Source organism: Blautia sp. MCC269, assembly GCF_018785655.1.
Lineage (GTDB): Bacteria > Bacillota > Clostridia > Lachnospirales > Lachnospiraceae > Blautia_A.
In genome coordinates this window covers 130,925-142,049 of sequence record NZ_WQQE01000021.1, presented here as the reverse complement: position 1 = coordinate 142,049, position 11,125 = coordinate 130,925, and the positions used below count along the sequence as shown (strand labels likewise).

At 46.1% G+C, this 11,125-nt stretch carries 15 protein-coding genes; all 15 read left to right on the top strand.

What is annotated here, in order from left to right:
* Positions 1 to 13 precede the first annotated feature (13 nt).
* The 15 genes from GPK88_RS07580 (at position 14) to GPK88_RS07510 (ending at position 11,112) form a co-directional block, all read left to right on the top strand.
* On the top strand, positions 14 to 1,162 hold the full coding sequence (locus GPK88_RS07580) for a YncE family protein (protein ID WP_215707651.1): 1,149 nt from the start codon (positions 14 to 16) through the stop codon (positions 1,160 to 1,162).
* Positions 1,163 to 1,246: 84 nt separating this feature from the next.
* Positions 1,247 to 2,179, top strand: coding sequence for a stage III sporulation protein AA (gene spoIIIAA, locus GPK88_RS07575; protein WP_148446655.1), 933 nt, complete (start codon positions 1,247 to 1,249; stop codon positions 2,177 to 2,179).
* Complete coding sequence (spoIIIAB, locus tag GPK88_RS07570; RefSeq protein ID WP_173761939.1) at positions 2,164 to 2,682, top strand: stage III sporulation protein AB; 519 nt, start codon at positions 2,164 to 2,166, stop codon at positions 2,680 to 2,682. Before spoIIIAA ends, spoIIIAB begins: the two co-directional genes overlap by 16 nt.
* Before the next feature lie 57 nt (positions 2,683 to 2,739).
* Positions 2,740 to 2,934, top strand: coding sequence for a stage III sporulation protein AC (spoIIIAC, locus tag GPK88_RS07565; RefSeq protein WP_021976821.1), 195 nt, complete (start codon positions 2,740 to 2,742; stop codon positions 2,932 to 2,934).
* A 14-nt stretch (positions 2,935 to 2,948) separates the two neighbouring features.
* Positions 2,949 to 3,335, top strand: coding sequence for a SpoIIIAC/SpoIIIAD family protein (locus GPK88_RS19345; RefSeq protein ID WP_177290915.1), 387 nt, complete (start codon positions 2,949 to 2,951; stop codon positions 3,333 to 3,335).
* 29 nt (positions 3,336 to 3,364) lie between these two features.
* Positions 3,365 to 4,483, top strand: coding sequence for a stage III sporulation protein AE (locus GPK88_RS07555; RefSeq protein WP_252197705.1), 1,119 nt, complete (start codon positions 3,365 to 3,367; stop codon positions 4,481 to 4,483).
* A gap of 2 nt (positions 4,484 to 4,485) precedes the next feature.
* Positions 4,486 to 5,058, top strand: a complete 573-nt coding sequence (locus GPK88_RS07550) for a stage III sporulation protein AF (protein WP_177290917.1) — start codon at positions 4,486 to 4,488, stop codon at positions 5,056 to 5,058.
* Entirely contained in the window at positions 5,024 to 5,338 is a 315-nt protein-coding gene (locus tag GPK88_RS07545; RefSeq protein ID WP_177290918.1) for a SpoIIIAG-related protein, read from the top strand. Before GPK88_RS07550 ends, GPK88_RS07545 begins: the two co-directional genes overlap by 35 nt.
* Before the next feature lie 11 nt (positions 5,339 to 5,349).
* Positions 5,350 to 6,159 (top strand): SpoIIIAH-like family protein, encoded by an 810-nt coding sequence (locus tag GPK88_RS07540; RefSeq protein WP_148446645.1) that lies wholly within the window; start codon positions 5,350 to 5,352, stop codon positions 6,157 to 6,159.
* Positions 6,160 to 6,246: 87 nt separating this feature from the next.
* Positions 6,247 to 7,836: a peptide chain release factor 3 gene (locus tag GPK88_RS07535; protein ID WP_118063046.1), complete on the top strand. Its 1,590-nt coding sequence runs from the start codon at positions 6,247 to 6,249 to the stop codon at positions 7,834 to 7,836.
* Between the two features lie 80 nt (positions 7,837 to 7,916).
* Positions 7,917 to 8,303 (top strand): Asp23/Gls24 family envelope stress response protein, encoded by a 387-nt coding sequence (locus tag GPK88_RS07530; RefSeq protein ID WP_015524453.1) that lies wholly within the window; start codon positions 7,917 to 7,919, stop codon positions 8,301 to 8,303.
* Positions 8,304 to 8,335: 32 nt separating this feature from the next.
* Positions 8,336 to 8,809 (top strand): transcription antitermination factor NusB, encoded by a 474-nt coding sequence (gene nusB / locus GPK88_RS07525; protein WP_148446643.1) that lies wholly within the window; start codon positions 8,336 to 8,338, stop codon positions 8,807 to 8,809.
* Positions 8,806 to 10,011, top strand: coding sequence for an exodeoxyribonuclease VII large subunit (gene xseA / locus GPK88_RS07520; protein WP_174095626.1), 1,206 nt, complete (start codon positions 8,806 to 8,808; stop codon positions 10,009 to 10,011). Before nusB ends, xseA begins: the two co-directional genes overlap by 4 nt.
* Complete coding sequence (gene xseB, locus GPK88_RS07515) at positions 10,011 to 10,235, top strand: exodeoxyribonuclease VII small subunit (protein ID WP_148446639.1); 225 nt, start codon at positions 10,011 to 10,013, stop codon at positions 10,233 to 10,235. Before xseA ends, xseB begins: the two co-directional genes overlap by 1 nt.
* A complete protein-coding gene (locus GPK88_RS07510) occupies positions 10,225 to 11,112 on the top strand; it encodes a polyprenyl synthetase family protein (protein ID WP_215707650.1) in 888 nt (295 codons plus the stop codon). The genes xseB and GPK88_RS07510 overlap by 11 nt, the downstream gene beginning before the upstream one ends.
* Positions 11,113 to 11,125: the final 13 nt, after the last annotated feature.

Below are 11,125 nucleotides of genomic sequence, written 5' to 3'. Positions count from 1 at the left end.
TAGAGACGATGAAATGAACAAAGAGATGAAACGCAGCTTCCGGATCTTCCTTCTGAAGATTCTGGCAGTTGTTTTTGTGCTGTGCATGTGTTATTTTTTATATGCGTTTGTTTACAGGGCAAAGACAGAACTGCCCACAAAAGCTGTGGTGACAAACAGAGGTGCTGCGGTGTATACGCTGCGGGGCCAGAAACAGATGCTTTCCCAGAAAGAGGCATTTTCCTATTTTGCCTTTGACGGGAGAGAAAAAGAGAAAGAATATGGAACTTATGTCATTCCCGGACTGAAAAATATAAGGACGTTGCTTACGGAAAAAGGTGCGACACCGGCCATGTGTACGTCCATGACTCCTCAGGGACTGGCAGTTACCGATGATTATGTGCTGGTTAGTGCCTACTGCAGCACACAGAAACATAATTCGGTCATCTATGTGATCGATAAAGAAAAGCATAATTTTATAAAAGAAATAATACTGCCTGGACAGCCTCATGTGGGAGGCCTTGCCTACGACCCGGAGCATAAGATTCTGTGGTATTCTTCCAATATCAACGGAATCGCACAGGCAGTAAGTATAAAGATGGATACAATAGAAGCATATGATTATGATGACAGTCACCTGCCGGTGGATACTTTCCAGACAGTCAGCCTTTATGGAATTGTAAGGGACTCGTTTATGACTTTTTACGAAGGGTGTCTGTATGTAGGCTGCTTTGAAAAATATAACGAAAGTGTAATTGCACGATACGGAGTTGACGCAGATGGAAATCTAATCAATACCATGGATGAGGAACTGGGCATGGATTTTGAAATGGCAGTTCCGCTGGATTATTCTACTATATCGGAGCAGGTTCAGGGGATCGCTTTTTACAATGACAAACTGCTGATCTCCCATTCTTTTGGAATCCTGCCATCCAGACTGGTATTTTATGAACAGTCCGACAAGCGTCTGTATGTAAACGAAAATTCGGCCAGAACTTACCGTTTTCCGGAGAGACTGGAACAGATCGTGGTGGAAGGTGACAATCTCTATGTAATGTTTGAATCCTGCGCCTATGCATACCGTGCGTCCTCCGTAAATATTGTGGACCGTGTACTGAAGCTGAGTCTTCCGAAGATGGAAGCCTATGATGAGGAAGAAAGTCTGTTTTTCCTGTCGGAATAAGGGAGAAACAGATCTTTTTCGAAGGAGACAAGGGGTACTAAATCCGGCACGTCCGCAATATATTTAAGTGTAAGAGGTGAAAAAATGGACGCAAACCAGATTCAGAACCTGTTTGCCAGTAATGTCCGCCAGCTTCTGGTGGATGCAGACCTTGATTATGATAAATTATATGAGATACGTCTCCGTGTGGGAAGGCCCCTGTTTCTTACCTACGATGGGGGAGAATGTTTTCTGCGGCAGAAAGACACAGAGCCTTATCTGGTGACACGGGAGGATCTGAAGGAGACACTGGAGTATGTCAGCGGGTACTCTCTGTATGCCTATGAAGATGAAATACGTCAGGGATTCTTAAGTGTACAGGGCGGACATCGTGTAGGAGTTACCGGAAAAGTAATCCTGGACGGAAACCGGATCCGGGGAATGAAATATATTTCCTGCATCAATGTACGGCTGGCTCATGAGATCCAGGGATGTGCCCAAAGTGTGATGCCTTATATTCAGACAAGAGAGCAGATCATGCACACATTGATCGTTTCCCCACCCAGATGCGGGAAAACGACGCTTCTTCGGGATATCATCCGCCAGATGAGCAATGGCTGGGGGAACATTTCCGGTGTTACGGTAGGAGTGGTAGATGAACGCAGCGAGCTTGCCGGCTGTTATCAGGGAATTCCGCAGAATGATCTGGGAATGCGTACGGATATTCTGGACGGATGTCCCAAGGCAGAAGGAATGCAGATGCTGATCCGGTCCATGTCGCCGGTTGTGGTAGCTGTAGATGAGCTTGGAAAAGAGGAAGATTTCAAAGCTGTGGAATCTGTCATCCACTGTGGATGTCGTCTGATTGCAACTGCACATGGAGATTCTATGGAAGAAACACTGGCACAGCCGTTTTTCCGGAAACTGTGGGAGGCGCGGGTTTTCCAGAGATATATTTTTCTTGGGAAACATGACCGTGCGGGAATTGTGGAAGCAATTTATGATGAAAACGGAAAATGCATATGTACCGGATTGTAGGATGTATTCTGGTGGTAGCTGCAGGAGCCGGGCTGGGAGTTTCTGAAAGCATAAGGGTTTCGGAAAGAATATATACCCTGGAGATGCTGCTTAGGATGGTGATCTGCCTGAAAGGGGAGATCCGCTGCGGGAATGCATCGCTGCCGGATGCTTTTTATGGAGCCGCCGGAAGAATGAATGGAAAATACAGAGAATTTCTCATAACTGCCGCTGACAGAATGAAAGCGGGAAAAGGAGAAAAACTCTCACAGATATGCAGGGAATGTGCGGAAAATTCCCTGAAAAAAAGCTGCCTTACCCATGGGGAAAAGGACGCTTTTTTTTCTGTCGGAGAATATCTTGGATATATGGATCTGGAAATGCAGATAAAGCAGCTTTCTCTGTATGAGAAAAATCTGGAAGAGGAGATTTCCCGGCTGAAAGAAGAAGCCTCCGGAAAAAAGAGACTGTACCGGAGTCTGGGAATTCTGGGAGGATTGCTTCTGGCAGTGCTTTTGGTGTAAAGATTCTGTCTGGACAAATAAGATGGGACGGGCTTTTGAAGAAAAAGGAGGGAGCTTTTGGAGGTCAGTATCATATTTAAGATCGGAGCAGTAGGGATCCTGGTCTCAGTTCTTTCCCAGATCCTGAAGCACAGCGGAAGAGAAGAACAGGCATTTCTCGTAAGTCTTTCGGGACTTCTGATTGTGCTGTTCTGGATCGTACCGTATATCTATGAACTCTTTGAAAATATCCAGCAGCTTTTTGTTCTGTAAAGGAGGGAGAAAACGTGGATATTTTAAGAATTTCCATTCTGGGAACCGTTGGTGTGCTTCTGGGAATCCTTCTGAAATCACGGGCTCCTGAATATACAAGTCTGATTACTATGGGAATCGGTCTGGTGATCCTGGGCCTGGCGGTAGGAAAGATCGGATATCTTTTTCAGTCTCTTGAAAAGCTGAAGGAAAGTCTTCCGGTTGATGGAAGTTACGTCACTACCTTGTTAAAAATGATTGGGATCACTTATATTGGACAGTTTTCATCCGGTATATGCAAAGATGCAGGGTATGCTTCCACAGGAGCACAGATCGATCTGTTTTGCAGGTTGTCTGTGATGGTTCTGAGCATGCCGGTGCTGCTGGCACTTCTGGATACAATACAGGGATTTCTGGCATGAACGGAAGGCAGAAAAAACGAACAGTAGTGTTGCTGATAACAATCTGGATTGCAGGAATATTCTGGGTATGTTTTTTGTCAGGACAGCCTGTTTATGCGGCAGCAGAAGAACAGCTCACCGATCAGCTGGAACTTACAGATCTGCAGTCCATGGTGGATGAAATGCTTGGTGATAACAGCTTTTCTGTCACAGAAGCTTTCCACAGGTTGTTGTCCGGTGAAGAAGTGCTTTCGGAGGAGAGTGTGCGGGAATTTCTGCACAGTCTCCTTTTTTCCGGCTTTGAAAAAGAGAAAGGACTGATCGTAAAATTGCTGCTGCTTCTTTTATTTGCGGCAGTTTTTTCCGGATTTGCAGGTGCTTTTGACAATGGACAGATCGGGGAGATCAGTTTTTATGTTGTGTATCTTCTTGTTTTTACGTTGCTGATGAACAGTTTTTCTGGGTTAAGTACATCTCTACTTTCTATGCTGCGGTGGATCACGGAATTTATGAAAGAGCTGTCGCCGGTGTATTTTATGGCGGTAGCTGCCGCATCCGGAGCATCTACGGCCGCTGTTTTTTATCAGGGAGTACTTTTTCTGGTGTGGCTGTTTCAGTGGATACTGGAGAGTATTTTGCTTCCTGGAGTCAGTTTGTATATACTTCTTAAGTTTGTAAATCATCTTTCCAGGGAAGAGATGCTGGGAAAAATGGCAGAACTGATCGAGACTCTGATTTCCTGGGGCCTACGGACGCTGCTGGGAGTTGTCGCAGGGCTTCAGGTAGTGCGGGGACTGGTAACTCCGGTGATGGATTCTCTGAAAAGAAGTGCCATCGGAAAAACCGCCGGTGCACTTCCTGGGGTAGGAAATGCAGTTAATGCAGTGACGGAACTGGTGCTTACAACAGCAGTTCTTGTAAGAAACAGTTTGGGAGTGGTGTTTCTTCTTGTGCTCCTGGTGGCTGGAGCCGGTCCTGTGATCCGCTACGGACTGCTGGCACTTGTATACAGGTTTCTGGCAGCAGTGGCGCAGCCGGTGTCTGACAAACGGCTTGTGGAAGTGTTCAGTACTATGGGAGAAGGGTGCGCTCTTCTGATGCGGATCCTGTTTACAGCGGAAGTTTTGTGCATGCTGACATTTTTGATCTTGATGGCAGGAGGAATCTAATCATGAGGCAGGAAATTTATCAGTGGATGAAAAATCTGGCTTTTTTTCATGTGCTTACTACGGCAATCCTGCATATTCTGCCGGATAAGCGGTATGAACAGTATGTCCGTCTGTTTATGGGCCTTCTCCTGATACTTCTTATCTGTACGCCAGTTTTTGCTGTTGTGGGAAAAAGTCAGGAACTTCTGGAAGGGTTCCGGAAAAATTACAGCCAGGAAGAACAGGAGCGGATGGAAGTGGAAGCACAGGGGATCCGGGAAACCTTTCTGAAGGAAGCTTACGAAAGTGAGCTGAAAAAACAGGTGGAGGAGATTTTAAATGAACAGAAGATTTTTTGCAGGGAAATTGAAGTGGATATGGAGAAAAATCTCCGGGTCATCATAAGGCTTTCTGAGAAGATCACAGAAAAGCAGAAGGAGGCGGTACAAGATGGGTGTGAAAGGATCTGCGGACTCGGAAAAGATCAGTATCAGATCCTGGATCCTGGCGATGGGGTGGAAGGAGTGGGGGATCGTCCTTCTTCTGGGGATCCTTCTTCTGGTGGCAGGACTTCCGGTAACTCAGAAAAGCAATAAGAACATCAATACCCAGGCGGCCGAAAAAACAAGACTGGAAAGCCGCCTGGAGGAACTGCTTTCCAATGTGGAAGGAGTCGGGAAGGTGGAAGTGATCATCATGACCGGGGATGAGGGAAATACGGACAGTTTTTCCATAAGCAGCAAAAATGAAGTCACCGGTGTTCTGGTAGCTGCCCAGGGAGCGGGCAGCGCAGTGACAGTTCAGAATATTCAGCAGGCAATTATGGCATTATTTCAGATCGACGCTAATAAAATTAGAATAATGAAAATGAAATGAGGAGAGTAGAAGTGAAAAAGATCATGAAGAAAAACCAGGTAATCATCACCTCGCTGGCCATTCTGATCGCTGTGGCCGGGTATCTGAATTTCGCAGATGTGGATCTGGGATTTAAAGATAAGGAGGCAAGCACCGACAGCAGCAGTATCCTGGACGATGTGAATTATGACCTGACCGATGAAACAGCCCTTCTGGATGAGAACGGGGCAGATGGCACAACCCAGTCGGAGGTGATGGATACCGCATCTCCGGGTGAGGCCGTACTTACCGGTGCGTCGGATTTTGCGGCGCAGGCAAAAATCAGCAGAGAACAGGTACGCTCCCAGAACAAAGCGGACCTGCAGGCGATCATCAGCAACAAGGATATCAGCGATGAGGAGAAGCAGAATGCCATCAATACCATGGTTTCCATGACAGATCTTACAGAAAAAGAGGCGGCAGCAGAGCTTCTTCTGGAAGCAAAGGGATTTGAGAATGTGATTGTAAATCTGACCGGGGAAACTGCGGATGTGGTAGTGCCGGATGCGGATCTTGAAGATGCAAAACGTGCACAGATCGAGGATATTGTAAAAAGGAAAACCGGTGTGGCGGCAGAGAGTATTGTGATTACACCTTTGAGCCAGAGCAAAGAAGCAGCAGATGAAAGTGCATCGGATGCTGCAGGTACAGAAAATACAGAGGAGAGTACAGGCGATGAAGCACAGGATACCGCAGCATCTGTGGAAAATGATTCTGCAGATTCCGCGTCGGAGAAAGATACAGAGACATCCGCAGAAGCCCAGAATGATTCCACCATTGATACAGAGGGAATTTACGACTGAATTGCCTTGACAGCAAAGCCTTGTCTATACTAGAATAGGTAAGGTTATAGTAAAATAGAGATATTAGAGAATATACAGGAGGCTCACGTGTCGAAGTATACGAAAGAAATAGAAAAAAGAAGAACTTTTGCCATCATCTCCCATCCGGATGCCGGTAAAACAACATTGACAGAAAAATTTCTGCTGTATGGAGGGGCCATCAATCTGGCCGGAAGTGTAAAAGGTAAGGCTACGGCCCGCCATGCAGTATCAGACTGGATGGAGATCGAGAAGGAGAGAGGTATTTCCGTCACCTCTTCTGTTCTTCAGTTCCATTATGACGGATATTGTATCAACATTCTGGATACACCGGGACATCAGGATTTCTCCGAGGATACCTACCGTACATTGATGGCAGCGGATTCCGCGGTCATGGTCATCGATGGTTCCAAAGGTGTTGAGGCACAGACCCGTAAACTTTTCAAAGTCTGTGTTATGAGACACATCCCGATCTTTACATTTATCAACAAGATGGACAGAGATGCCAATGATACGTTTGATCTTCTGGATGAGATCGAAAAAGAGCTTGGCATTGCTACCTGTCCGATCAACTGGCCAATCGGTTCCGGTAAGAAATTCCGAGGCGTTTTTGACCGTAATACAAAGAAGATCCTTACCTTCTCTGATACACAGAAAGGTACCAAGGAAGGTGTGATCGAAGAGATCGATATTGATGATCCTCATGCAGATGAGGTCATGGATCCGGAACAGAAAGAACAACTGATGGAAGAGATCGAGCTTCTGGATGGCGCAAGTGCGGAGTTTTCTCAGGAAGAAGTCAGCAAAGGACAGCTGACACCGGTATTTTTCGGTTCTGCTCTTACCAACTTCGGTGTGGAGACATTCCTGGAGCATTTCCTGAAGATGACCACCTCTCCGCTTCCGAGAACTGCAGACTGTGGACCAATAGATCCGATGAGTGATGATTTTTCAGCCTTTGTATTTAAGATCCAGGCAAATATGAACAAGGCTCACAGAGACCGTATCGCATTTATGAGAATCTGTTCCGGCAAGTTTGATGCGACCAAGGAAGTTTACCATGTACAGGGCGACAAGAAAATGCGTCTTCTCCAGCCGCAGCAGATGATGGCGGAGTCCCGTCATGTTGTGGATGAGGCTTATGCAGGGGATATCATCGGTGTCTTTGACCCGGGTATCTTTTCCATTGGAGATACTATCTGTGCACCTGGAAAGAAATTTGCCTTTGAGGGAATCCCGACTTTCGCACCGGAGCATTTTGCACGTGTGCGTCAGATCGATACCATGAAGAGAAAACAGTTCGTAAAAGGTATCAATCAGATCGCCCAGGAAGGTGCAATCCAGATCTTCCAGGAGTTTAATACTGGTATGGAAGAGATCATTGTGGGTGTTGTCGGTATTCTGCAGTTCGATGTCCTTAAATATCGTCTGGAGAATGAGTATAATGTGGATATCCGTCTGGAAACACTTCCATATGAGCATATCCGCTGGATCGCCAACAAGGAAGCTGTGAAGGTAGACAAGATCGTGGGAACTTCAGATATGAAGAAAGTTACAGATCTTAAGGGAAATCCGCTGCTTCTTTTTGTCAATGCATGGAGCGTCGGCATGGTTGAGGACAGAAACCCGGATCTGGTACTGACAGAATTCAGTAAATAAGCCCTTTTATTTCATAACATTTTTTGGTATAATAGTATAAAATTACGAACAAAAATATTATATCCGTAGGAGGGTTTCCCATGGCAGAAAAAAGAACAACATATAAGATACAGGATCTGGGCGGAATCGGTGAAGTTCACATTGCAGATGAGGTTGTTGCAATCGTTGCAGGACTTGCAGCAACAGATGTGGACGGAGTTGCTTCCATGGCAGGAAATATCACCAATGAGCTGGTAAGTAAACTTGGAAAGAAGAACCTGTCCAAGGGTGTACGAGTAACCATTCTGGAAGGCGTCGTTACCGTGGATCTGTCACTGAATATCGAGTATGGCAGAAACATTCTTGAGACAAGCAAGAAGGTCCAGGAAAAAGTAAAATCCGCTATCGAGAATATGACAGGACTTGAGGTTGCAGATGTAAATATTCATATTGCCAGCGTGGATATGGAGAACGAAAAAGGAAAGTAAACCTTTCCTTTTTTCCGTCTTAGGAGGAAATTATGAGAAGAAGAGAACAGAGAGAACATGTATTTAAACTTATGTTTATGACAGAGTTTAATTCAGAAGAAGAGATGACAGAACAGCTCTCTCTTTATTTTGAAGGTCTTGGAGAACTTTCAGAGCAGGACCAGGAATATATGAAGAAGAAATATGCACATGTAAGGGAGCATCTGGAAGATATCGATGCACAGCTGAACAGTGCAAGCCGTGGATGGAAGACCAAACGTATGAGCCGTGTGGATCTCGCAGCACTTCGCCTGGCAGTATACGAGATGGAATATGATGAGGATGTACCGACAGGAGTAGCCATCAATGAGGCTGTAGAACTTGCCAAGAGATTTGGCGGCGATGCTTCCGGTTCTTTTGTAAACGGAGTCCTCGGAAAGATCGCATCCGAAAAAGAAGAGAAGAACGAGGAGAAAGCTGCTGACACAGAAGAGAAAGCAGCGGAAGTTCCTGAAGAGAACGCATGAGAAATGTCTATTCTGTCGGCCAGGTAAACCATTATGTCAAAAATATGTTTACCCAGGACTACTTTCTCCGGAAAGTCTATGTAAAGGGAGAAGTATCCAACTGTAAATATCATACCAGTGGACATATCTATTTTTCCCTGAAGGATGAGACGGGTACATTAAGCTGTGTGATGTTTGCGGGACACCGTCGTGGCCTTGCCTTTCGCATGAAGGACGGAGATAAGGTGGTTGTAGGCGGCGCTGTAGATGTATATGAGCGAGACGGGCGTTATCAGCTTTATGCGAAAGAGATTACTCTGGAGGGCGCCGGTGCTCTCTATGAGCGGTATCTGGCACTGAAACAGGAACTTGAGGATATGGGGATGTTTGCCCGGGAATATAAGCAGCCCATACCTCATTTTATTCATACTCTTGGTGTGGTGACAGCGCCTACCGGTGCGGCTGTGCAGGATATCCGAAATATTGCGGGAAGAAGAAATCCCTATCTGCAGATTATCCTTTATCCGGCACTTGTGCAGGGAGAAGGTGCGGCACAGAGTATTGTAAAAGGAATCCAAATGCTGGATGAAGCAGGGGTGGACGTGATCATTGTCGGCCGTGGAGGTGGTTCTATTGAAGATCTCTGGGCTTTTAATGAGGAGATCGTAGCCCGTGCTATTTTTGAGTGTAAAACACCTGTGATTTCGGCGGTAGGCCATGAAACCGATTTTACTATCGCGGATTTTGTGGCGGATCTGAGGGCTCCCACACCTTCGGCTGCGGCAGAGCTTGCGGTAGATGATTTTCGCAGCGTGATGGAGAGTTTTCGAATATACAGAGAACGTCTGCAGAGTGCCATGAACAGCAAAACAGAACTTTTTGCCGAAAGGCTGAAAGCATATGAAACGAAGCTGAAATATTTAAACCCGGAATCTGTGCTGAGAGAGAAAAGACAACATGCCGCAGATCTGGAAGAACGTCTGCGCTCTTCCATGGAGCATAAACTGACAGAAAAACGTCATGAACTGGCAGTATGGATTCAACGGTTTGAAGGACTTTCTCCACTGAAGAAGCTGAATGGCGGATATGCGTTTGTGTCCGACAAAGACGGACATGCAGTTACGGAAATCAGTCAGGTTAAAAAAGGAGAAAGACTTTCTGTTGCAGTAACAGATGGTGTAATAGAAGCAGTTGTGGACAGCATCAGGGAGGAAGAACGATAATGGCAGAAACAGAAGAAAAGAAAGAAGGAAAATCCATAGAGGAGACTTTCGGAGAGCTTGATCTGCTTGCCCGGAAGCTGGAAGACAGAGAAACATCTCTGGAAGAATCCTTTTGCCTTTACAGGCAGGGGATGGAGCTTCTTAAAGATTTAAACGGAAGACTGGATACTGTAGAAAAAAAGATGCTTCAAATGAATGAGGATGGGACATTTCGTGAATTTTAATGAAGAACTGAAAAAAAGAACAGAAGAAGCGGAACGGGTGATCCGGAAATATCTTCCGGAAGAATCCGGTTTTGCAAAAACCATGGCAGAGGCCATGAATTACAGTATGACGGCAGGCGGAAAGAGACTCCGCCCGATTCTGATTATGGAAACATATCGTTTATTCGGAGGAGAGGGCGCGCTCTGTGAGCCTTTTATGGCGGCGATGGAGATGATCCATACGCATTCGCTGATCCATGACGATCTTCCGGCACTGGATAACGACGATTACAGGAGAGGAAGGCTGACCACACATAAGGTATATGGAGAGGCTATGGGTGTTTTAAGCGGTGTGGCACTTTTGAACAGAGCCTATGAGGTGATGCTTTCCGCTTTCAACCTGACTGAAGATAAAGAACGTGTGATATCTGCCATGAGGATTATGGCAGATAAGACCGGCATCAACGGTATGCTTGGAGGACAGAGTGTGGATGTGGAGAATGACGGCAAACCTCTGGAACGTGAGATGCTGGATTATATTTACAAGAATAAGACCTCCGCACTGATCGAGGCTTCCATGATGGCTGGTGCCGTGCTGGCAGGGGCATCGGAGGAAGAACTTGAAGTTGTGGAGCAGGCTGCAGAGAACATCGGGCTGGCTTTTCAGATCCAGGATGATATCCTTGATGTGACCAGTACCCAGGAGGAACTGGGAAAACCGATCCACAGTGATGAGAAGAACAATAAGGTTACCTATGTAAGCTTCATGGGAGCCCCGGCAGCAGCCGGCAAGGTTAAAGAACTTTCTGAACATGCGGTAGAGCTTTTAAACAGTCTTGACAGGAAGAACGAATTTCTGGATCTTCTTGTGGAAAGTCTGGTAAGCCGCAGGAAATAGAAAGAACGAAGGA

Coding starts and splice junctions, on each gene's coding strand:
- GPK88_RS07580 (WP_215707651.1), top strand. CDS start 14: ATGAACAAAGAGATGAAACGCAGCTTCCGGATCTTCCTTCTGAAGATT.
- spoIIIAA (WP_148446655.1), top strand. CDS start 1,247: ATGGACGCAAACCAGATTCAGAACCTGTTTGCCAGTAATGTCCGCCAG.
- spoIIIAB (WP_173761939.1), top strand. CDS start 2,164: ATGTACCGGATTGTAGGATGTATTCTGGTGGTAGCTGCAGGAGCCGGG.
- GPK88_RS07550 (WP_177290917.1), top strand. CDS start 4,486: ATGAGGCAGGAAATTTATCAGTGGATGAAAAATCTGGCTTTTTTTCAT.
- GPK88_RS07530 (WP_015524453.1), top strand. CDS start 7,917: ATGGCAGAAAAAAGAACAACATATAAGATACAGGATCTGGGCGGAATC.
- nusB (WP_148446643.1), top strand. CDS start 8,336: ATGAGAAGAAGAGAACAGAGAGAACATGTATTTAAACTTATGTTTATG.
- xseA (WP_174095626.1), top strand. CDS start 8,806: ATGAGAAATGTCTATTCTGTCGGCCAGGTAAACCATTATGTCAAAAAT.
- xseB (WP_148446639.1), top strand. CDS start 10,011: ATGGCAGAAACAGAAGAAAAGAAAGAAGGAAAATCCATAGAGGAGACT.